The 21,438-nt window shown below is 74.5% G+C and carries 19 protein-coding genes and 1 CRISPR repeat array; of the genes, 8 read left to right on the top strand and 11 right to left on the bottom strand.

What is annotated here, in order from left to right; translation table 11 throughout:
* Positions 1 to 14: 14 nt before the first annotated feature.
* The 3 genes from IE225_RS02120 to cobT all read right to left on the bottom strand — a co-directional run bounded on the left by IE225_RS02120 (position 15) and on the right by cobT (position 4,113).
* Positions 15 to 794 (bottom strand): hypothetical protein, encoded by a 780-nt coding sequence (locus IE225_RS02120; protein ID WP_229879135.1) that lies wholly within the window; start codon positions 792 to 794, stop codon positions 15 to 17.
* On the bottom strand, positions 791 to 2,758 hold the full coding sequence (locus tag IE225_RS02115) for a phosphatidylglycerol lysyltransferase domain-containing protein (RefSeq protein ID WP_229879133.1): 1,968 nt from the start codon (positions 2,756 to 2,758) through the stop codon (positions 791 to 793). Before IE225_RS02115 ends, IE225_RS02120 begins: the two co-directional genes overlap by 4 nt.
* Positions 2,759 to 2,967: 209 nt before the next feature.
* Complete coding sequence (cobT, locus tag IE225_RS02110; RefSeq protein ID WP_190055519.1) at positions 2,968 to 4,113, bottom strand: nicotinate-nucleotide--dimethylbenzimidazole phosphoribosyltransferase; 1,146 nt, start codon at positions 4,111 to 4,113, stop codon at positions 2,968 to 2,970.
* 170 nt (positions 4,114 to 4,283) lie between these two features.
* Here cobT and IE225_RS02105 point away from each other — a divergent pair, with 170 nt between their 5' ends.
* Positions 4,284 to 5,411 (top strand): class I SAM-dependent methyltransferase, encoded by a 1,128-nt coding sequence (locus IE225_RS02105; protein WP_190055518.1) that lies wholly within the window; start codon positions 4,284 to 4,286, stop codon positions 5,409 to 5,411.
* Positions 5,412 to 5,593: 182 nt separating this feature from the next.
* Here IE225_RS02105 and IE225_RS02100 read toward each other — a convergent pair whose 3' ends face one another.
* Entirely contained in the window at positions 5,594 to 6,793 is a 1,200-nt protein-coding gene (locus IE225_RS02100) for a bifunctional adenosylcobinamide kinase/adenosylcobinamide-phosphate guanylyltransferase (protein ID WP_190055517.1), read from the bottom strand.
* 172 nt (positions 6,794 to 6,965) lie between these two features.
* Between IE225_RS02100 and IE225_RS02095 the strand changes: the two genes are divergently transcribed.
* Positions 6,966 to 7,184, top strand: coding sequence for a hypothetical protein (locus IE225_RS02095; protein ID WP_190055516.1), 219 nt, complete (start codon positions 6,966 to 6,968; stop codon positions 7,182 to 7,184).
* A gap of 286 nt (positions 7,185 to 7,470) precedes the next feature.
* Here IE225_RS02095 and IE225_RS02090 read toward each other — a convergent pair whose 3' ends face one another.
* The 3 genes from IE225_RS02090 to IE225_RS02080 all read right to left on the bottom strand — a co-directional run bounded on the left by IE225_RS02090 (position 7,471) and on the right by IE225_RS02080 (position 10,185).
* On the bottom strand, positions 7,471 to 8,607 hold the full coding sequence (locus IE225_RS02090; protein WP_190055515.1) for a S1C family serine protease: 1,137 nt from the start codon (positions 8,605 to 8,607) through the stop codon (positions 7,471 to 7,473).
* 118 nt (positions 8,608 to 8,725) lie between these two features.
* A complete protein-coding gene (locus IE225_RS02085; RefSeq protein ID WP_190055691.1) occupies positions 8,726 to 9,463 on the bottom strand; it encodes a class I SAM-dependent methyltransferase in 738 nt (245 codons plus the stop codon).
* A gap of 83 nt (positions 9,464 to 9,546) precedes the next feature.
* The gene (locus IE225_RS02080) at positions 9,547 to 10,185 is read right to left on the bottom strand and encodes a DUF3043 domain-containing protein (RefSeq protein ID WP_190055690.1); all 639 of its coding nucleotides are present in this window, start codon (positions 10,183 to 10,185) and stop codon (positions 9,547 to 9,549) included.
* A gap of 237 nt (positions 10,186 to 10,422) precedes the next feature.
* Here IE225_RS02080 and IE225_RS02075 point away from each other — a divergent pair, with 237 nt between their 5' ends.
* From IE225_RS02075 to IE225_RS02060, 4 genes are all read left to right on the top strand, one after another.
* A complete protein-coding gene (locus IE225_RS02075; RefSeq protein ID WP_190055514.1) occupies positions 10,423 to 11,211 on the top strand; it encodes a PspA/IM30 family protein in 789 nt (262 codons plus the stop codon).
* A 139-nt stretch (positions 11,212 to 11,350) separates the two neighbouring features.
* The gene (pspAA, locus tag IE225_RS02070) at positions 11,351 to 11,629 is read left to right on the top strand and encodes a PspA-associated protein PspAA (RefSeq protein WP_190055513.1); all 279 of its coding nucleotides are present in this window, start codon (positions 11,351 to 11,353) and stop codon (positions 11,627 to 11,629) included.
* A 135-nt stretch (positions 11,630 to 11,764) separates the two neighbouring features.
* A complete protein-coding gene (locus IE225_RS02065) occupies positions 11,765 to 13,240 on the top strand; it encodes a sensor histidine kinase (RefSeq protein WP_229879132.1) in 1,476 nt (491 codons plus the stop codon).
* Complete coding sequence (locus IE225_RS02060) at positions 13,237 to 13,929, top strand: response regulator (RefSeq protein WP_190055512.1); 693 nt, start codon at positions 13,237 to 13,239, stop codon at positions 13,927 to 13,929. The genes IE225_RS02065 and IE225_RS02060 overlap by 4 nt, the downstream gene beginning before the upstream one ends.
* A 15-nt stretch (positions 13,930 to 13,944) precedes the next feature.
* Here the strand turns inward: IE225_RS02060 and IE225_RS02055 are convergent, their stop codons facing one another.
* Both IE225_RS02055 and IE225_RS02050 read right to left on the bottom strand, forming a co-directional pair.
* Entirely contained in the window at positions 13,945 to 14,151 is a 207-nt protein-coding gene (locus IE225_RS02055) for a DUF397 domain-containing protein (protein ID WP_190055511.1), read from the bottom strand.
* On the bottom strand, positions 14,130 to 14,975 hold the full coding sequence (locus IE225_RS02050) for a helix-turn-helix domain-containing protein (protein ID WP_190055510.1): 846 nt from the start codon (positions 14,973 to 14,975) through the stop codon (positions 14,130 to 14,132). The genes IE225_RS02055 and IE225_RS02050 overlap by 22 nt, the downstream gene beginning before the upstream one ends.
* A gap of 239 nt (positions 14,976 to 15,214) precedes the next feature.
* On the opposite strand from IE225_RS02050, the gene IE225_RS02045 reads away from it, so the two are divergent.
* Positions 15,215 to 15,511: a hypothetical protein gene (locus tag IE225_RS02045; protein WP_190055509.1), complete on the top strand. Its 297-nt coding sequence runs from the start codon at positions 15,215 to 15,217 to the stop codon at positions 15,509 to 15,511.
* A gap of 83 nt (positions 15,512 to 15,594) precedes the next feature.
* Positions 15,595 to 15,990: a CRISPR direct-repeat array (repeat unit 29 nt; unit sequence GGGACCATCCCCGCAGGCGCGGGGAGCAG).
* Positions 15,991 to 16,968: 978 nt separating this feature from the next.
* Here IE225_RS02045 and nadA read toward each other — a convergent pair.
* Positions 16,969 to 18,153, bottom strand: a complete 1,185-nt coding sequence (gene nadA, locus IE225_RS02040; protein WP_190055508.1) for a quinolinate synthase NadA — start codon at positions 18,151 to 18,153, stop codon at positions 16,969 to 16,971.
* A 418-nt stretch (positions 18,154 to 18,571) separates the two neighbouring features.
* Here nadA and erpA point away from each other — a divergent pair, with 418 nt between their 5' ends.
* The gene (gene erpA, locus IE225_RS02035) at positions 18,572 to 18,928 is read left to right on the top strand and encodes an iron-sulfur cluster insertion protein ErpA (protein WP_190055507.1); all 357 of its coding nucleotides are present in this window, start codon (positions 18,572 to 18,574) and stop codon (positions 18,926 to 18,928) included.
* Positions 18,929 to 19,152: 224 nt separating this feature from the next.
* Here erpA and IE225_RS02030 read toward each other — a convergent pair whose 3' ends face one another.
* Positions 19,153 to 21,120: a hypothetical protein gene (locus IE225_RS02030; protein ID WP_229879131.1), complete on the bottom strand. Its 1,968-nt coding sequence runs from the start codon at positions 21,118 to 21,120 to the stop codon at positions 19,153 to 19,155.
* Between the last annotated feature and the right edge of the window lie 318 nt (positions 21,121 to 21,438).

The raw sequence follows: 21,438 nt of genomic DNA, 5'->3' as shown, positions 1-21,438 counted from the left end.
GCCGGCGGGCGGCGTCAGTCGGTGCGGCCGACGGGTGACCGGTGGGCCGGGGAGGCGCGCGCGACCCCGGCGCGGGAGGCGGCGGGCCGCACCGGCAGGGGCGCGGCGACCGTCCCGGCGCGGGCCGCGGGCGCCCGCCGCCCGCGCAGCCGCCGCCGCAGGGCCGGGAGGGCGCACAGGGCGAGGACGACGGCGATCGCGGCGAGGTGCTCCTTGCCGGCCAGGTTCTCCTTCACCACCACCTCCACCGCCATCGCCGCCACGACGGCGCCCGCGGTGACGTGGGCGCCGTAGCGCAGACCCAGGTGGACGGCGAGCCCGACGACCGCCGCCGAGGGGCCGGTGTCGACGACCCACGCGTCGGAGCCGGGCAGTCCGAGCGGCGTGCCCGGGCCCAGGGCGATGCCCACGCGCGCGTAGAGGGTGCCGGCGAGCGTCACGGCGTAGGCGAGGCCCAGGGTGCGCCACCGGCCCAGGCAGATCTCCGCGAGGCCGAACACCACCAGGATCTGCGCGAGCGCGCCCCACACCGGCAGGTCCAGCGCCGGGACGAACAGGGAGAGCGGGGTGCGCAGCAGCGCCAGCCACAGCGGGTCCGCGGCGCGCACCGCGCCGATGTCCTGCACGAGGCGGTGCCCCCACGGCCGGCTGTGCGCCAGGTGCAGCGCGCCCGTCAGGCAGACGGCCGCCAGCGTCATCGGAACCGCCCGCAGGCGCCGGCGCAGCAGCGGCGCGCGCACGGTGGCGTACAGCGGCCCCCACTCGGCGCGCGCCCAGCGGACGGCCGCCCTCATCGGCGGCTCTCCGTCGGCGCCCCGGTCCGCCCCGCCGGCGCCTCCCCGGCTCGTGTCCCCGCCGTCCCCGCCGTGTCCGCCGTATCCGTCGTCCCCGCCATCCCCGCGACCCCCGTTCCCCCTGCGTTCCCCGCGATCTCCGTCTTCCCCGTCTTCTTCGTCTTCCCCGTGCGCCCCGTCGCGTGCGCCCGTCCCGCGCCCGCGGTACGGCCGCCCCGGCGCCGCAGGACTCCCGGCAGCTCCAGGAAGCCCTCCGCGCGCGCCGCCGCGAGGCCGATGCGCGGCAGGTCCGCGCTCTTCTCGAAGAGCAGGAACCTGGGTTCCCAGATGGGCCGGTACTTGGCGTTGGCCCGGTACAGCGACTCGATCTGCCACCACCGCGAGAAGAAGCTCAGCAGCGACCGCCACAGCCGCAGCACCGGGCCCGCGCCGAGACGCGCGCCACGTTCGAAGACGGAACGGAACATGGCGAAGTTGAGCGAGACCTGCGTGACGCCGATCTCCCGGGCGCGACGGAGCAGTTCGATCACCATGAACTCCACCAGCCCGTTGGCGCGGCCGTCGGGGTCCTGCTCCCGCCGCATCAGGTCCAGGGACAGCCCGTGCGGCCCCCACGGCACGAAGGACAGCAGCGCCCGCAGCTCCCCGCCCGCGTCCCGGCACTCCAGCAGCACGCAGCGCCCGTCCCGCGGGTCCCCGAGCCGCCCCAGGGCCATGCTGAAGCCGCGTTCGGTGGGGCCGTCGCGCCAGTCGTCCGCCCGCCGCACGAAGTACGCCATCTCCTCGGGCGGGATCTCCTCGTGCCGCCGGATGCGTACCGTGTACCCGGCCCGCCGGACCCGGTTGCAGGCCTGGCGCACCGTACGCATGGCCCGCCCCTCCAGGGTGAACTCGGCGACCTCCACCACGGCCTCGTCGCCCAGCTCCAGCGCGTCCAGCCCGTGCCGCGCGTACACCGTGCCCGCCTCCTCGCTCGCCCCCATCACCGCCGGGATCCACCCGTGGGCGCGGGCCTGCGCCAGCCACGGCCCGATCGCGCCGGGCCACGCCTCCGGGTCGCCGAGCGGGTCGCCGGAGGCGAGCGCGACACCGCCGACGACGCGGTAGGCGACGGCCGCCTTGCCGGACGGGGACCACACCACGCTCTTCTCGCGGCGCAGCGCGAAGTAGCCGAGCGAGTCGCGCTCGCCGTGCTGCTCCAGCAGCTCCCGCAGCCGCTTCTCGTCGTCCTCGGTGAGCGGGTCGACGGCGCGCCGGGAGCGGAAGGCGGCGTAGAAGACGGCGAGGACGAGGAGGGTGCTCAGGACGTTGACGGCGACGTCCACCCAGTGGGGGGAGGCGATGCCGGGGAAGCGGGCCTCGTCGGGGGCGACCGACACCAGCCGCAGGGCGCCGTAGTGCCACCGCTCGGCGAAGGTCGAACGCGCCGCGTCCGGCGCCTGGTTGGTAAGCGTGACCAGCAGCCCGGCCAGCAGCGAGCAGCCGAGCAGGCCGCCGGCGGCGACCGCGGCGGCGAGTTTGGGGTTGGCGCGGTCACCCTTGGCGTAGAACTCGCGCCGCCCCAGCAGCAGCGCGCCGGTGAAGGCCGCGGTGAGGGCGAGGGAGACCCAGTTCTGCACCGAGTGACGGATCTCCGGGAACGCCGCCATCGCGAAGGCGAACAGGGCCAGGAACGGCCCGCTGAGCGCCAGGTTCAGGATCCACGCCGCGCGCTTGCGGCGCCGCATGGTCACCGCCAGGAACACGGTGAACAGGCCGGAGGCGAAGCCGGCGGTCAGCAGGTACGGCGTGAAGAGGTTCTGCTGGTTGTGCCGCCGCACGTCCTGCCCCAGGGAGACCCACACCGCGCTGAGGAAGTTGACGAACGCGACGGCCCGCAGATACCAGACCGCGCAGGCGGCGGCCCGCCGCGACAGCGCACTGCTCCGACTCCGGCGAAGGGGTGCGACTCGGACATCTCCCATGAAGGGTGATCATATGGGTGTCGTTGTGGCGAACGTCCGCTTTTCACTCACCCGCTACTGCCCGCGCCCCGCCCGCCGCCGCTCGCGCCCCGCCCGCCGCCGCCCGCGCTCCGCCCGCGGCGCACCGGACCCCGGTCGCCCCGGACCCCGGCCCACACCGGACCGGGCCTCCGGCTGCACCGCGCGCCGCTCCGGCCCCCGGCCGCGCCTCACACCGTGCCGGAGTCCTCCGGCCGGCCTTCCGGTTGCGCCTGCTGTTCCTCCGGCGTCCCCTCCGGCGCATCCTCCGGCTCTTCTTCCGGTTTCTCCTCCGGCTGCTCGGGCAGCTCCGCCGCCAGCGCCGCCGCGGCCTGCACCAGCGGCAGCGCCAGCAGCGCCCCGACGCCCTCGCCGACCCGCACCCCCTGGTCCAGGAGCGGCTCCAGGGCCATCCGGTCCAGGGCCTTGGCCTGCGCCGGCTCGCCGCTGGCGTGCCCGGCCAGCCACCAGTCCGGCGCGCGGAACGCCACCCGCTGCGCCACCAGCGCGCAGGCCGCCGAGACGACGCCGTCCAGGATCACCGGCATCTTGCGCACCGCGCTCTGCAGCAGGAAGCCGGTCGTCGCGGCGAGGTCCGCGCCGCCCACCGCGGCCAGCAGCCGAAGCTGGTCGCCGAGCACGGGCCGGGCCCGGCGCAGCGCGTCCCGGATCGCGGCGCACTTGCGCATCCACGCCAGGTCGTCGATGGCCAGGCCGCCCCGCCCGGTCACCACCGAGGCGTCCGTCCCGCACAGCGCGGCGACCAGCACGGCCGCCGGCGTGGTCCCGCCCACGCTGAGGTCGCCGAGCGCCACCAGGTCGGTGCCGGAGTCGGCCTCCTCGTCGGCCAGCGCCACCCCGGCCCGGAACGCCGCCTCGGCCTCCTCGAGGGTCAGCGCGTCCTCGACGTCGATACGGCCGCTGCCGCGCCGCACCCGGTGCCGTACGACGTCCGCGGGCAGCGTCGCGGGGTCGCAGTCCAGCGCCATGTCCACCACCCGCACCGGCACCCCGAGCCGCCGTGCCAGCACCGACACCGGCCGGCCGCCCTCCAGCACCGCCCGCACCAGTTCGGCGGCGCTGCTCGCCGGGCGCCGCGACACGCCCAGCTCGGCGATGCCGTGGTCGCCGGCGAACAGCACCACCCGCGGCCGTTCCACCGGCCGCACCGGCACGGCCGACTGCGCCGCGGCCAGCCACTCGCCCAGGTCGTCCAGGCGCCCCAGGGTCCCGGGCGGCACGACCCGGTGCTCCCGGCGCGCCTCGGCGTCCCGGCGTACCCCGCCGTCCGGACGCTCGATCAGATCGGTGAAGTCGTCGAGGTTAAGCGAGCTCATTCGCCGAACAGTACCGCCACCGGTCGAACAGGGAGTCGCCCTCCCGCCACCCCGCGCGCACGGCGTCGTTGCACCCGGGACCCGCGTCCCCTACGTTCCGTTTTGCAGTGGATTGTCGTATGCGGGCGTGCGTGGTCGCCGTACGCCCCCGCGCCCCGGGAGCCGTCTCCATGCCGCCCAGCCCTCTCGCCCCGCCGATCTCCCCGCTGCGCCGCGCCGCCCGCGCCGCCGAACTCGCCCGCGGCGCCGACCACTTCCACGAGCCGCGCCGCGAGGACTGCCCCTGGTGCGGCTCGCGCCGGCTGCGCACCCGGCTGCGCACCCCCGACCTGCTGCGGCGCGGACCCGGCGTCTTCGTCCTCGACGAGTGCCGCGACTGCGCGCACACCTTCCAGAACCCGCGCCTGACCGCCGAGGGCCGCGCCTTCTACGACTGCTCCGGCTGCTCCGGCTGCTACGACGGCTCCGGCTGCTTCGCTCCGGAGGCCCACGGCGCCGTCACCGGCGTCCTGGACCGTCTCACCGCCCGCGTGCTGGCCGCCCGCGCCACCCGCCGCCGCCTGCGCGCGGCCGCCCGCGCCCTGCCGGGCCGCGGCGAGCCGGAGAGCTGGCTCGACGTGGGCACCGGCGACGCCGGCTTCCCGCTCGTGGCGCGGCAGGTGTTCCCCTACACCTCCTTCGACGGCCTGGACGCCACGCCCCGCGTGGTCCGCGCCCGCGACGCCGGCCGCGTGGAGGAGGCCCACGTCGGCCGGCTGACCGACCCGGCCCTCACCGCCCGCCTGCGCGCCCGCTACGACGTCGTCAGCATGTTCCATCACCTGCCCCGCACCCCCGACCCGCGCGCCGAACTCCGCGCCGCCCTCGCCGTCCTGCGCCCCGGCGGCCACCTCCTGATCGACCTCCCCGACCCGCGCAGCGCCCCCGCCCGCCTCCTCGGCCGCCACTGGGCCGGGCACGGCCAGCCCCACCACCTCCACCTGCCGCGCCCGGCCAACGTGCGCGCGGAACTGGAGTCCCACGGCTGCACGATCCTGGCCGCCGGCCGCCGCGCCGCCCACGTCCCCCACGACCTGTCGGCCGCCGTCCTCCTCGCCCTGTGCGGCGTCCTCCCCGCCGGCGACGCCCCCTGGCGCCCGGCCCCGCCCACCCTCCTGCGCCGGGGGGTGCGCGCGGCGGTGACGTACGCGGCCCTTCCGGTGCTGGCGGCGGCGCTGACGCTGGATCACCTGCTGGCGCCGGTGGCCCGGGGGACGTGTCTGGCGAACGGCTACCGGATCATTGCGCGCACGCCCTGACGACGGCACCCCCACCGGCACCCCGCCGACACTCCACCGGCACCCCGCCGACGCCCCACCGGCACCCCGCCGACACCGGGCCGCCCGGCCCGCCCACGAGAAGCGCCCCGCCCACCCGCAAGAAGCCCCCTGGCCCGCCGGCGAAAGCACCCGGCCCCCTTGCGAAAGCGCCCGGCCCGCTCCTAACGCAGCGTCAGCGCCTGCCCCGCCACCACCAGCACCACGTGCTCGCACTCCGCTGCGAACGCCGCGTTCAGCCGCCCCAGTTCGTCCCGGTACCGCCGCCCCGCCGCCGTCGCCGGCACGATGCCCGAGCCGACCTCGTTCGACACGGCGACGACGGGGCGCCGGGTGTGGCGCACCGCCTCCGTCAGCTCCCGCACCCGCTCCCGCAGCGCCCGCTCGCCCCCGCCGGCCCACTCGGCGTCGTCCCACGCCCCGACCGAGTCCATCGCGTCGGTCAGCCACAGCGACAGGCAGTCGACGAGCAGCGGCGGCCCGTCGTCCTTCAGCAGCGGCACCAGGTCGCAGGTCTCCACGGTCCGCCACGACCCCGGCCGCCGTTCCCGGTGCGCGGCCACCCGCGCCGCCCACTCGGTGTCCCCGCCGCGCGTGCCGCCGGTGGCGACGTAGACGACGTCGGGGAAGGCCTCCAGCCGCCGCTCGGCCTCGGCGGACTTGCCGGACCGCGCGCCCCCGAGCACCAGCGTGCGCCGCGGCACGTCGGGCACGTCCTCGTACGCGCCGGCCACCAGCGTCGTCCCGTCGGGCACGGCCCGCGCCCCGGCCGCGGCGAGCCGGCGCAGCAGCTCGGCGCCGGGCGGCACGTCGTGGTCGAGGTGCACCGCGACCACGTCCGTGGTCGGCCCCACGGCCCCCACCGACCGCAGCTTCGCCAGCGCGTCCGGCCGTCCCACGACGTCGGCGAGGACCAGGTCGTAGTGCTCGGCGGACCCGCTCTCCAGCCCGGCCGGCGCGCCGCCCGGCGGCAGGTACAGCAGCCGCTGCCCGTCCGGCCCGGTCACCGCGTACCCGGTGCCGGGCGCGTCCAGGGCCACCGCCCGCACCCGGTGCCCCGTCAGCAGCGCCAGCTCCCGCCCGTCCGGCACCCGCCCCGGCCGCGGCAGCCCGGCCGGCACTTCCACCGGCGGGCCGTCGTGCGGATGCGACAGCAGCACCTGCCGCACGCCGCCGAGCGAGACCCCGGCGCGGGCGGCGGCGAGCGCGGCGCCGGGCGTCAGGTCCAGCAGCAGCGCCCCGTCCACGAGCAGCGCGGTCGCCGCGCGCGCGTGCGCGCCGAGCGCGGTGGCGCAGGCCGCGCAGGGGCAGTGGGGGCGGGGGAGTCCCGCGGGGGCACCGGTGCCGAGCAGAGTGACGTCCACGCCCCCGATTCTCCCGTCCGGGCACATCCCCCGCCCGTCCTGGGCACTCCTGTACGGGCGGCGGGGGCCGGCGTGTGCTGTCGGCGCACCCGGCGCACCGCATAGGCTCGGGGCGGAGCCGGACCAAGATCCGGCTCCCGCTGTGCAGTGTGCTGACACCTGGGAGGCGTACATGGTGGCATGGACGTGGCGGTTCGAGAAGGCCGACGGGACGGAGGTCCAGCCCGCGGTGCAGCCCGAGGAGTTCACCACGCAGGGGGACGCCGAGAGCTGGATCGGGGAGCACTGGCGGGCCCTGCTGGAGGGCGGCGCGGACCAGGTGCGGCTGTTCGAGGACACCACGGAGGTCTACGGGCCGATGAGCCTGCACGCGGACGAGCAGCAGGCGTAACGCGGCGGACGTGGCGCACGGGCGGGACGGCGGGCGTGGCGCACGGCCGGGACGGCGGGCACGGCGCGTCGATGAGACGGCAGGCGCGGCGCACCGCCGGAACGGTGGATGTGACGCACCGCCGGGACGGTGGACGTGGCGCACGGCCGGGACGGTGGACGTGGCGCACGGCCGGGACGGCGGGCACGGCGCGTCGATGAGACGGCAGGCGCGGCGCACCGCCGGAACGGTGGACGTGGCGAACCGCCGGGACGGCGCGGCGCGCGCGAGGCGGCTCTCCTCGCCGCTACTGCTCGCCCAGCGTCACGACCACCTTCCTCTCCCGCCCGTCGCGCCGGAAGGTCACCGTGGTGCGCTGGCCGGGCCGGTCGGCGGCCAGGGCCTCGGCGAGCGCGGTGATGGTCGGGACGGCCGTGCCGTCGAGCCGGGTGATGACGTCGCCCGGCCGCAGGCCCGCCCGGTCGGCGGCGCCGCCCTGCTTGACGTCGACGACGGCGACGCCCGCGGCCCGGTAGTCGGCGCCGACGACGGTGCGGCCGGTGATGCCCAGCGCGGCCCGGCCGGAGTCGGTGACCCGGCCCCGGGAGACGATCTGGCCGGCGACGGTCTTCACCATGGACGCCGGGATGGCGAAGCCGATGCCGGGCGCGGCGCTGCCGCCCAGTTCGGGGTCGGTCGCGGCGAGTGTGGGGATGCCGATGACCTGCCCGTCCAGGTCGACCAGGGCACCGCCGCTGTTGCCGGGGTTGATCGCGGCGGACGTCTGCACCATGTTGCCGATGGTGGCGCCCGTGCCGCCGTTCCCGCTGCCCTCGGTGACGGTCCGCCCGGTCGCCGAGACGATGCCCTGGGTGACGCTGGAGGACAGCCCGAGCGGCGAGCCCATGGCGAGCACGATCTGTCCGACCTGCACCTTCGCCGAGTCCCCGAACCGCGCGGCCCGCAGTCCGCGGGGGGTCTTCTCCAGCCGCACCACGGCGAGGTCCTGCTGGGGGTAGGAGGAGACGAGGCGGGCGGTGAGTTCGGTCTGGCTGTTGGCGGTGGTCACCTTGAAGGTGCGGCGGTCGCCGACGACGTGCGCGTTGGTGACGATGTGGCCCTTGCCGTCGTACACCACGCCGGATCCCAGCGCGTCGCCGGACTGGATCTGCACGACCGACGGCAGAACGTTCTTGATCACCCGCAGGTAGTCGCTCTGCAGGTCGGCCGCGGCGCGCGGCACGGCGGCGGCACCGGCGTCCCGCGCGGGGTCCGCGCGGTCCCGCCCGCCGCCGGACACCGCGGACTCCGGGGACGGCGTGCACGCCGCGAGGAGCGCGAGAGGCGCGAGGACGGCGGCGGACAGCAGCCGGGACAACGGCAGGGACAGCGGCAGCGGCAGGGACGGCAGCGGGCGCGGGCCACGGACACGGGATGCCTCCATGCCCCGAGTGTCACCGCGGCCCCGCCGCCCGGCCCGCGCTGCTCACCCGGTCGGGGGTCGGCCCCGCCCCGACCACCCCGCCGACCAGACCCTGTTCAGCCGCTCACCCGGGCGGGGGTCAGTCCCGCACCCCGCACAGGTGGAGCAGGGCGGCCACCCCGCGGTAGGGGTCGGTGCGCCCGGCGCGCTCCTCGACGGCGAGCAACTGCTCCAGGTCGGCGGGGATCTCCGCGTCGTCGGCCGCGGTGTCGGTGAAGACCCGCACGCCGTACCAGGCGTACAGCGGCGCCCCGATCCCCGCCAGGGTCGCCGTCAGCTCGCCGAGCCGGTCGGCGCGCGCCTCCGGGCCGGGGCGGGCGGGGGTCTCCCCGTTCGAGTCCGTCCGGGCACGGGGGAGGTACGTGGTGGTGTCGAAGGCGGCCAGGGCGCCCGCCCAGTCGCCGGACAGGCCCGGCCGCATCGCGAGCGCGTCGCCGTTGCGCACCAGCAGCGACAGCAGCCCGCCGTGCGCGAGCATCCGCGCCAGTCCGGCCAGCAGCGGGTCGGGCTCCTCGACGTGCATCAGCACGCCGTGGCACAGCACGACGTCGAAACTGCCCGGCAGGAAGTGCACCCCGGTGTCCCGGCCGTCGCCCTCCACGATCCGCATCCGCTCCCGGATGCCCTCCGGCTCGGCCGCCAGCGCCTCACGGGCCGCGGCGATCAGCACCGGGTCGTGTTCCAGGCCGGTCACGTCGTGCCCGGCCCGGGCCAGCCGCAGCGCCTGCGTGCCCCGGCCCATGCCGACGTCCAGCACCCGCAGCCGCCGCCCGACCCGGAACCGGCCGGCTATCTGCTCGTCGAGCTGCCGCGCCACCAGCTCCTGCCGTACGACGTCCCGCAGACCGTCCACCCCGCTCAGCCGGGTGCCGGCCGCGCCCCCCGGGACCTCCGTGGTGCTCAGGGCCGCTCCCCGCGCTTGACCTGCGGCTTGGGCAGCCGGAGCCGGCGCATCTGCAGGGAGCGCATGAGCGCGTAGGCGACGGCGCCGCGCCGGTTCTCGTTCGGGAAGCGCTCGGCGAGCCGCTTCCGCAGGCGGAAACCGGTGACCGCGGAGTCGAGCACGATGAGCACGATCACCACCAGCCACAGCAGCAGCGAGAGGTTCTTCAGCGCGGGCGACGGCACCGTGCTCAGCACCAGGATGATCACGGCCACCGGAAGGAAGAACTCCGCGATGTTGAACCGCGAGTCCACGAAGTCGCGCGCGAAACGGCGCACCGGCCCCTTGTCGCGGGCCGGGAGGTAGCGCTCGTCGCCGCCGGCCAGCGCCTGGCGCTGCCGCTCCAGGGCGATCCGGCGCTCCTCGCGCTGCCGCCTGGCGGCCTCCTTGCGCGTCATCGGCGTGTTGGCCACGCTGCGGCGCTGCGAGCGGGCCTCACTGCGCTTCGGCGTGGGCCGGCCCTTGGGGGCCTGCGGGTCACGGGGCTGCTTGGAGTCGGTCACCGGCGCCTTGACGGCGGCCGGGGCCTTCTCTTCCTTGGCACGGCTACGGAACACAAAACCCAAGGGTAAGGGCTTCCCGCGCGTGGACCCCAGCCCGGCGGGGAACGATCCGGCAACACCGGTCGTCTGTAGGAGAACGGAACCCTGAGCCGTCCCTACTCCCTGCGCCGGAGGAGGAAAGGAGCGCAGTCGTTCTCGGGGAGGAGCGCATCCGCCCCGGAACAGTGCGTCAATGGATGCAGGGCCCGTACTGTGGGTTCTGTCGCAGAGCTGGAGCCGGAGTCGGTCAGAAGGGGGCGCGCGAAGCCCATGAGCGGTGTCATGAAGCGTATGGGGATGATCTTCCGCGCGAAGGCGAACAAGGCCCTGGACCGGGCCGAGGACCCGCGCGAGACCCTCGATTACTCGTACCAGAAGCAGCTGGAACTCCTGCAGAAGGTCCGCCGCGGCGTCGCCGACGTGGCGACCAGCCGCAAGCGCCTGGAACTCCAGCTCAACCAGTTGCAGCAGCAGTCCTCCAAGCTGGAGGACCAGGGCCGCAAGGCGCTCGCGCTGGGCCGTGAGGACCTGGCCCGCGAGGCGCTCTCCCGCCGCGCCGCGCTCCAGCAGCAGGTGACGGACCTGGAGACGCAGCACGCCACCCTCCAGGGCGAGGAGGAGAAGCTCACCCTGGCGGCCCAGCGCCTCCAGGCCAAGGTGGACGCCTTCCGCACCAAGAAGGAGACCATCAAGGCCACCTACACCGCGGCCCAGGCCCAGACCCGGATCGGCGAGGCCTTCTCCGGCATCTCCGAGGAGATGGGCGACGTCGGCCTGGCCATCCAGCGCGCCGAGGACAAGACCGCCCAGCTCCAGGCCCGCGCCGGCGCCATCGACGAACTGCTCGCCTCCGGCGCCCTCGACGACCCCACCGGCATGCACAAGGACGACATCCAGGCCGAGCTGGACCGGCTCTCCGGTGGTACGGACGTGGAACTGGAACTGCAGCGCATGAAGGCCGAGCTGGCCGGCGGCCCGTCCGCGCAGCGGCAGGCCATCGAGGGCGGCACCGGCGAGGCCCAGACGCCGCCCCCGTCCGGGCAGCAGTCGCAGGACACCCCGCGGTTCGACAAGCAGTAGGCGGTTGGTGAGCGGTCCGAAGGCGGTCCGTAGGCGGTAGTCCGAAGGCGGTCCGAGAGGACGCATCAGCAGTCCGAGAGCAGCAGTCCGAGAGCAGCACTCCGAGCCGTAGGCCGGAGCCCACGCCGAGGAGGGCGACATGATCGTACGGATCATGGGGGAGGGACAGGTGAGACTGGCCGACGGCCACCTCGCCGAGCTGAATCCGCTGGACGACGAACTCTTGCGGGAGATGGAGAACGGCGACGGCCCCGGCTTCCGCCGCACCCTCCACGCCCTGCTCACCAAGGTCCGCGAGCTGGGCGAACCCGTCCCCGACGACTCCCTCGAACCCTCCGACCTGATCCTCCCGGCCCCCGACGCGACCCTGGAGGAGGTCCGGAACCTGCTCAGCGACGACGGCCTGATCCCGGGGTAGGCACGCCCCGCCGGCGCGGGGGCGGCGGCCCCCGGCCGGTTACGGCCCACCCCGGCCGGCCGCGGCCCACCCCGGCAGGCCACGACGGCCACCCCGGCTTACCCCGGTCACCACCAAAGGGACGTACACCCAGCCGTGAGCACCCTGGATCGCGCCCGCTGCCGTCTCGCGGCCCACCCCCTGGCGCTCGACGCCGTGCTGGCGGCGGGGGTGCTGGTGTGCATGGTGGCCGGTTCGTTCGTCGGCCCGCACGGCTCGGGCGGCGTGACGTGGACCGTCCGCACCCCGGCCGCGCTCAGCCTGGTGCTGATGGCGGTCGGCGCCGCCGCGCTGGTCTTCCGCCGCCGTGCCCCGCTGCCGGTGCTCGCGGTCACCGGCACCGTCTCCGTCGTCGAGGTCGTCACCGCCGACCCGCGCGCCCCGGTCGCGATGTGCGCGGTCGTCGCGCTGTTCACGGTCGCCGCCGCCACCGACCGTCCCACCACGCGGCGCGTCGGCCTGCTCACCATGACGGTGCTGACCGGCACGGCGATGCTGGCGGGCCCGCTGCCCTGGTACGCGCAGGACAACCTGGCGATCTTCGCGTGGACCGGCATGGCCGCGGCCGCCGGCGACGCGATCCGCAGCCGCCGCGCCTTCGTGCAGGCGATCGAGGAACGCGCGGAACGCGCCGAACGCACCCGCGAGGAGGAGGCCCGCCGCCGCGTCGCCGAGGAGCGCCTGCGCATCGCCCGCGACCTGCACGACGTCGTCGCCCACCACATCGCCCTGGTCAACGTTCAGGCCGGGGTCGCCGCGCACGTCATGGACAAGCGCCCCGACCAGGCCAAGGAAGCCCTCCGGCACGTGCGCGAGGCCGGCCGCTCCGCGCTGAACGAACTGCGCGCCACCGTCGGCCTGCTGCGCCAGTCCGACGACCCGCAGGCCCCCACCGAACCCGCCCCCGGCCTGGACCGCCTGGAGGAACTCGCCGGCACCTTCCGCAGCGCCGGGCTCCCCGTCGAAGTGGCCCGCGCCGACCAGGGCACCGACCTGCCCGCCGCCGTGGACCTGGCCGCCTACCGGATCGTGCAGGAGGCCCTCACCAACGTGCGGAAGCACGCGGGCGACGGGGCGCGGGCCGAAGTCAGCGTCGTCCGCGTGGGCTCCACCGTGGAGATCACCGTGCTGGACGACGGCGCCGGCCGGAACGCCACCCCCGAACAGGGCGACGGACACGAACAGGGCGACGGGCACGGACAAAGCAGCGGGCACGGACAAAGCAGCGGGCACGGACAAAGCAGCGGGCACGGACAGGGCGGTGGAGACGGACAGGGCGGTGGACACGGGCTGCTCGGGATGCGGGAGCGGGTCACCGCGCTGGGCGGCACCCTCACCACCGGACCCCGCTACGGAGGCGGCTTCCGAGTGCATGCCGTCCTGCCCATCGAGGTGCCCGTCGAGCCCCGGGCCCGGACGGTGAAGGACCCGATGAAGGACCTGGTGAAGGACCCGATGAAGGGCTCGGTGAAGGATCCGGCGGAAGACCCGGCGGACTCGGCGAACCCGGTGAACCCGGCGAACCCGGTGAACCCGGCAGACCCGGCGGACCCGGCGAAGGACCCCGTATGACGACCCGCGCGATCCGCGTGCTGCTCGCCGACGACCAGGCGTTGCTGCGCAGCGCGTTCCGGGTGCTGGTGGACTCCGAGCCCGACATGGAGGTGGTGGGGGAGGCGTCCGACGGCGCGGAGGCGGTACGGCTGGCCCGGGAACTGCGGCCCGACGTCGTCCTCATGGACGTCCGCATGCCCGGCACCGACGGCCTCGCCGCCACCCGCACCCTCACCGCCGACCCCGAACTGGCCCACGCCCGCGTCCTGATCCTGACGACGTTCGAGGTCGACGACTACGTCGTGGAGGCGCTGCGCGCGGGCGCCGCGGGCTTCCTCGGCAAGGGCGCCGAACCGGCGGAGCTGCTGCACGGCATCCGCGCCGCCGCCGAGGGCGAGTCCCTGCTCTCCCCGGCCGCCACCAAGGGCCTGATCGCCCGCTTCCTCGCCCAGGACGGCACCTCCGGCGACGACCGCGCCTCCGAGCACGCCGCCCGCCTCGCCGCCCTCACCGTCCGCGAACGCGAGGTCCTGACCCAGGTCGCCGCCGGCCACACCAACGACGAGATCGCCGAACGCCTGGAAGTCAGCCCCCTCACCGTGAAGACCCACGTCAACCGCGCCATGACCAAGCTGGGCGCCCGGGACCGCGCCCAACTGGTCGTCATCGCCTACGAGTCGGGGCTGGTACGGCCGAGGGGAGGATGAACTTCCGAACGCCCGTCAGGGCGTTTTCTCCTTCAGGGAGCTGACGAACGCGTCCCACGCGGCGGCCGGGACGACGAGGACGGGGCCGTAGGGGTTCTTGCTGTCGCGGACGGGGACCACGCCGGGGACGTTCTCGGCGACCTCGACGCATTCGCCCCCGTTGGCATTGCTGTAACTGCTCCGGCGCCAGCGGGCGGAGGTCAGTTCGGGGGTGTGTCGCATGACGTGTGGTCCTCCATCGCGTCTCGGATCAGCTCCGCCGAGGCCGATGGGGAAAGGGCGTTGGCGCGCAGCACCTCGTAGCGTCGCCGCCACTTCTTCACCGAGTCCCGGTCCTCGTAGAGGTGGCCGACCTCGATGCTCTCTTCATAGGCCATGGTGGAGCCGTTGGGAAGGGTCAGCAGGGTCAGTGCGCCGCCCAACAGATAGTGCCCACCGGCACTGAAGGGCATCACCTGCACCTTGCTGTCCGGAGTATCCACCTGTTCGAGCAGCGCGGCCAGTTGTTTGCGCATGCACTCCCTGCCGCCGATCGGCCGCCGCAGGACCGCCTCGTCGATGATTGCCCACCGCAGCGGAGGGCGGGCCGAGCGCAGCCGGTCCTTGCGGGACATACGGGCGTTGACCAGTTCCTCCACCTTCTCCCCGGGCAGATCCTCCCGGAGGCTGAGCTGAGCGAAGGCGTACTCCTTGGTCTGCAACAGACCGGGGACGGCTTGCGCTCCGAAGTTCTCGATGACGTCCGCCTGCGCCTCGAAGTCCATGAACCGGCGGTACTGGTCGGGGTGTGCCTCACGCTTGGCCAGCTCGTACAGGCCGTGGAAGTGCCGGTCCGTGCCGAACGCGGCGTCCAGCCGGTCGGGAAGGTCCGGCGGCGGCATCAACTCCGCCGTCTCCACCCGGGCCAGCGTGCTCTTGCTGGAGTTCACGATGCCGGCGAGCTGGACGAGGGACAGCCCGGCGGCCTCGCGGTGACGGCGCTGCTCGGCACCGAAGTAGTGCCGGGCGGACAGGTACGGGGGGAGTGTCTGTGGCTTGAACGTCATGGTTCGGCTCCTCCGTTGTCCCGTTCTTCAGGCCGGGACGCGAGGCCCCTGCCTGCGATGTGTGCGCAGCGCGATGATGGCGGCGCACACGGTAATCGTGGCGGGTCGTGAACCGCCGGGGAGGCGGTTTCCGGGATTTGGGTTCCGGACCTCGAATTCCGAATGCCGGATTTCGAATGTGGGACTTCGGGTGTTCGATCCCCGATCCCCGATCCCCGATCGGAGAGGAGCGGTGTCAGGTGTTGCGCGACGGTACGGGGACCCCCTTGCGGCTGCTGCCATGGACCACGCCGGAGGGTCGTCCGTGCTACCTCAGCACGGACGACCCCAACAGCCGCCTGTCCCGCCTCGCGGACACGGTGGAAGCGGAGCTGATCGAGTCGGCGCAGACGATCCTGGCGGCGGCGCGGACACTGCTCCGGCAACCGGCGCTGGACGAGCGGGAGTTGCGGTTCGCGAGCATGCGGCTGACGGAGGCGCTCGGCGACGCGCTGCGGATCGCGGAGAGCCGGGGAGCGCGGCTGGCGGAGGATTAGGTCAGGGGTGGGGCGGCGGCCGGAAACGGGGCTTGCGGAGACGGCCGGCGCCGCCGCACGCGGGAGGTATTGGTGCTCTGGGAGGGACCATCCCCGCAGGCGCGGGGAGCAGCGGAGGTGGGGCACGGCGCGGTCGTCGAGACCGGGGACCATCCCCGCAGGCGCGGGGAGCAGTTGGGCGAGGCGGCACCAGATACGGCGGGCCAGGGACCATCCCCGCAGGCGCGGGGAGCAGGGGGCGACGAGTAGCCCTGGCCGTTTTCAAGGGGGACCATCCCCGCAGGCGCGGGGAGCAGAGTGAAGTACCTGACCAGGAGAGTGTGTTGCTGGGACCATCCCCGCAGGCGCGGGGAGCAGGCCTGGGTCTGCAGGGCGTCGGCGAGCCGGTTGGGACCATCCCCGCAGGCGCGGGGAGCAGTCAAAGTAGTACGCGCGCGTAAGACTTTATCGGGGACCATCCCCGCAGGCGCGGGGAGCAGAGGGCGTGACCTGGGTGTTTATTGGGCGGTGGGCAGGTATTGTTGCACTATTTGAGAATCCGACATGTGGTGCAAGTTTCGCATTCTGGTCGCGTGGGGGTTGGCAGTGCATACTAAGCGCTTTTTGCCGTGACGGAGAGGTTGCCGGGAAGATCGGGCCGGTTTTCCTGGAAGGAGCGGTGGGCTGGATTTCATCCGTGTAGTCACGTGGGAGGGGAGACAAGGGGGCGGTCGTTCGGCACCGTTCGGCTGGTTGGGCGGTCCGGCTCAGCCGGTGTGGGTGAAGGGCGATCGGGAGGGTGAGGGGCGGCTGCCGCGGTGGCGGCACAGGGAAGACAGGGCTTTCCCCCGGTTCTGTAAGGGAGATGAGGCCCGGGGAGGGAATGCCTGCCGCACCCGTCGATGAGGGGGAGTGGCGCGTCCGGCGCCCTCTGGTACGGCGGTACGGCGGCTTGGTGGGGGAGCCCGCCGGGTGATCTGCGCGCTGTCGCCCCGCTCGACATACCGCCGTGTCATCAGGCCGCCGGTGGAGGGGGGTTGGTGTACGAAGACGGCCTCGGAGTCCGCTTGTTCAGAAGAGGCGGTCGTTCGGGGGAGGCGGTCGTTCGGGGGTCGGTTCCCGTCTGCGGCCGGGTTTCTCCACCGTGCTCGCCGAGTCGCGCGGCGTTGCGGCGGCAGGGCGGCCGTCATGCGTGCGGCCGTCATGCGTGCGGGGAGCAGGGCGGGTGGGCCGGGGTCCCGGAACCGCGATCGCGAGATGGTCGGCCCGGTCGCGCTGTGCCGTCGTTCCGCCCCGTGCGTGCGCGTGCTGGGAGGAGACCAGCGCGCTACGTCCGCGTCGTCGTTTCCGCCCCGTGCGTGCGCGTGCTGGAGAGGAGACCAGGGCGGTGGCGGGCGGAGGGAAAGGGGCCTCTTCCGGTGGAAGCGGAAGAGGCCCCTTCTGTGTGTTCTGTGCGAAGGGCGCGGCGTCGACGCCCGTTACGGCAGCGCCAGCATCCGCTCCAGCGCGAGCTTCGCGAACGCCTCGGTCTCCTTGTCGACCTCGATGCGGTTGACCACCTTGCCCTCGACGAGGGACTCCAGGGCCCAGACCAGGTGGGGCAGGTCGATGCGGTTCATGGTCGAGCAGAAGCAGACCGTGCGGTCGAGGAAGACGATCTCCTTGCCCTCGGGAGCGAAACGGTTCGCCAGGCGGCGGACCAGGTTCAGCTCCGTGCCGACGGCCCACTTGGAGCCGGCCGGGGCCGCCTCCAGGGTCTTGATGATGTACTCGGTCGAGCCGACGTAGTCCGCCGCGGCGACCACCTCGTGCCGGCACTCGGGGTGGACGAGGACGTTCACGCCCGGGACGCGCTCGCGCACGTCGTTGACCGAGTCCAGGTTGAAGCGGCCGTGGACCGAGCAGTGGCCCCGCCACAGGATCATCTTCGCGGCGCGCAGCTCCTCGGCGGTCAGGCCGCCGTTCGGCTTGTGCGGGTTGTAGACCACGCAGTCGTCCAGGGACATGCCCATGTCGCGGACGGCGGTGTTGCGGCCGAGGTGCTGGTCGGGCAGGAACAGCACCTTCTCACCCTGCTGGAACGCCCACTCCAGCGCCCGCCGGGCGTTGGAGGAGGTGCAGATCGTGCCGCCGTGCTTGCCGGTGAAGGCCTTGATGTCGGCGGAGGAGTTCATGTACGAGACGGGCACGACCTGCTCGGCGACGCCGGCCTCGGTGAGCACGTCCCAGCACTCGGCGACCTGCTCGGCCGTCGCCATGTCGGCCATGGAGCAGCCGGCGGCCAGGTCGGGCAGGACCACCTTCTGGTGGTCGCCGGTGAGGATGTCCGCGGACTCCGCCATGAAGTGCACACCGCAGAAGACGATGTACTCGGCCTCCGGGCGCGCGGCCGCGTCCCGGGCCAGCTTGAAGGAGTCGCCCGTGACGTCGGCGAACTGGATGACCTCGTCGCGCTGGTAGTGGTGGCCCAGCACGAAGACCTTGTCGCCGAGCTTCTCCTTGGCGGCGCGGGCGCGCTCCACCAGGTCCGGGTCGGAGGGCGAGGGAAGCTCGCCGGGGCACTCGACGCCGCGCTCGCTCCTCGGGTCGGCCTCGCGGCCGAGCAGGAGCAGGGCGAGGGGCGTCGGCTGTACGTCGAGCTCCTGGGTGTGGGCGGTGGTCACGTCACGCACCCTTTCTACTTTTCGTCGATCTGACGCTATTTATCATAACCGCTTCACGTCAGTTTGACGATGGCGATTGCGTCGATGTGACGTGAATCCCGATGCCGCCCGATGCCGCCCGGCGGCGCCTGCATGTCGCCCGCCGACGCCCGGTGTTGTCCGGCGTCACCCGGTGATCGCCCGGTGCCGCCCGGCGCCCAGGGCCCCTCGAAGGGCGGTGTGCGCTTCGCCGCGCATGTGCGAGCATGAAGAAGCGGGGCACGAGGAACCGGAAAGCACGGGTCCTGCGTCGAGGCGCCGATCCGGCGCCGAAGCGCGGAACCGGCGTCGGTGTTCGTGCCCGGCCCGGAATGAATCCGCGGCACTGGCGGTTGCACCCGTCGGCAAGCAGTCTCCGTACAACCCGGGAGAGATGTAGATGTCCGTATCGGACGAGACCACCACCGTCACCGACGGCATCATCCTGACCGACGCCGCCGCGGCCAAGGTCAAGGCCCTGCTCGACCAGGAAGGCCGTGACGACCTGGCGCTGCGCGTCGCGGTCCAGCCCGGCGGCTGCTCCGGCCTGCGGTACCAGCTCTTCTTCGACGAGCGCTCCCTCGACGGCGACGTCGAGAAGGACTACGGCGGGGTGAAGGTCGTCACCGACCGCATGAGCGCTCCGTACCTGAACGGCGCGACCATCGACTTCGTCGACACCATCGAGAAGCAGGGCTTCACGATCGACAACCCCAACGCCACCGGCTCCTGCGCCTGCGGCGACTCCTTCAGCTGAGCCGGACGCGGATCAGGCTGATCACCAGGAAGGCGGCGGCCCCCTCCCACGGGGCCGCCGCCTTCCGGCTCTTCGTCCGGCGTCTGTCCGCCGGCTCTTCGTCCGGCGCCTGTCCACCGGCTCTTCGTCCGGCGTCTGTCCGCCGCTCTTCGTCCCACCGCCTTCCGCGGTTACCGCGCCTTTCACGCCTTCCGCACCTTCCGCGGCTGCCGCGCCTGTCGCGGTTACCGCGTCGGCGAGGACGCGGCGGGCGGCCGCGTGTCCGCCTTCTCCCGCGGGACAACCTTGCCGTCCGACCCCACGACCTGTCGGTCGCCGAGCGGGCGGTCGAGGTGGACGGTGCGGTGGTACAGCTTCGCGATCAGGATGCAGACCCGGCCCGGACGGGACCTCTCGGTGACGGTGACCGTCACCTTCCGCGCGCTCTCCCGCGCCGTGACGCGGTAGTCCGAGCACACCCCGCCCTGGAAGGCGACGGTCAGGTCCGAGCCCTCGGCGGTGTAGCCGGTGACCTTCACGTCCCGGGTGGCCGGGGTGCCGCCGGTGCCGCCGGTGCCGTCGTCGGGCCGCGGGCTCGGCGTCGCGGACGCCGCGGAGGTCAGGTACGCCGGGTCGATTGCCGGGTACGTCACCGTGGCGGCGTCCCGCGTGTCGGGCGTCCGCACCGTGAACAGCCAGGACGGCACCAGTGCCGGCCGCCCCCGCACCGAGCGCGCCGCCAGCCCGAACACCGCGTGCTCGACCGTGGCCTCCTGCCGCGCCGGTGTTCCGCCCGCCCCGTCCGGTGTTCCGCCTGCCCCGTCCGGCGTCCCGCCCGACCCGCACGGTGTCTCGAACCGGTCCTTCAGCGGCACCGGGCTCGCGCAGCCGCCGATGCCCATGCGGTGGTCGCCGCGCGGGACCCGGTTCATCTCGTCCAACGTCCGGCGCGCGTCGAGCACCGGGTACGTGTCGCCCTTGACCGGTGCCACCAGCCGGCCGCTGCCGCCGACCACCTCGCCCCGCGCGTCCACGGTCAGCCCGGTCGTCCAGCCGTGGGTGGGCAGCCCGCCGACCACCGGGTCGGCGTCGACCACCCGCTGGGCGCCCATGACCCGGCTCGCGTCCACCCGCGCGCCGTCCTGGCCGAGTGCCTCCAGCACCGGCGCGGCCGCCTTCCGCGCCGCGGCCTCGCCCACCGCGCGGACGGTGGGCGCCGCCGGGTCGTGGGTGCAGGCGGGGGCGGTTTTCTTGCAGTCGTCGGTGCCGGGCGCGTACCGGCTGAACGTCCACGTCCCCGGCGCCTGCCGCTCCACCCGCAGCGTCGGCCCCGACCCGTCCTTGACGCCCACCCGCCAGACCGTCCCCTGCGCCACCGGTGTCCCCTCGACACCGAGCGCCTCGGCCAGCCGGGCCACCTGCGCCCGGGTCACCTCGCCCCGCGCCAGGTACACCGGCGCCTTGCCCGGCCCCTCGGGGAGCGGGCCCGCAGCCCGGTACGTCGGGCCGTACGGATTCGGCTCACCGGGCGCGATGCCGTTCGACGTGCCGTTCGACGTGCCGCCGGACGCACCGTCCGGGGCGCTCGCGGACGGCGCCGACCAGCCGTCGAGGGCCAGCGGCGGGGGAGTGGTGTCACCGGATGCCGCACCGGGGACCGGGCGGCCCTCCCCGGACGCGGTCGCGGCGAGGTACGCCCCACCGCCCCCGACGAGCAGCACGGCGGCCGCCACGGAGGCGACGACCAGCGGGGTACGACGCCGACCGGTCCGTACGACGTCACCGTCGCCGTCCTCGCTCCCGGTGCCGTCGCCGTTCTCGCCGCCGGTGCCGTCGCCGCCCTCGTTCCCGGCACCGCTACCGCTGCCGCCCTCGCTCCCGGGGGTGCCGTCGGCCGCGCCCGGCTCCTTCGCCGTGCCGCCCGCGGACTGCCCGGCGCCGGCCCCGACTTCAGCCCCGGCCTCGGCGTCGGGCTCGGCCCCGCTCTCAGCCCCGGCCTCGGCGTCGGCCTCGGCGGCCCCGACCTCAGCCCCGATCCCGGCGTCGGGCTCGGCCTCGCCCGCGGCCCCGGGTTCGGTCCCGGCCCCGGCCTCGCCCGCGGCCCCGGGTTCGGTCCCGACCTCGGCCCCGCCCCCGACCTCGGGTTCCGTCCCGGCCCCGGGTTCGGCTCCGGCCCGGACCTCGTCGTCCTTGTCGGGTCGCTCGGCGTTCACCGCATCGCTCCTTCGGCTGCACAGCTCTCCCTACGACCCTGACCCGGCCCTGACAAAGAGGCCGCCGGCGGGTCGTATGCCGCATCCCCCTCCTGGGGGACGCCGATGGGACGCAGCGGGGGAGCGGTCGGTTCCCCGGCCCTCGCGCCGGGCGTGCCGGGGAGCGCCGTTCGGGCCGGGCCGACGGACCGTGGCGGCGCGCCACAGACGCCCCGTGCGCGCGTCTGTGGCGCGCCGGTCCGGACGACACCCCCGGCTGCCCGCGCGGTCCGCTTTGGGCCGGTGCGATCGGCGTCGTCCCGCCGTACGGGTTGCGGT

Source organism: Streptomyces echinoruber (assembly GCF_014651135.1).
Classification (GTDB): domain Bacteria; phylum Actinomycetota; class Actinomycetes; order Streptomycetales; family Streptomycetaceae; genus Streptomyces; species Streptomyces echinoruber.
The sequence above is the reverse complement of the archived record's forward strand: the minus strand, read 5'-3'. Positions and strand labels throughout refer to the sequence as shown.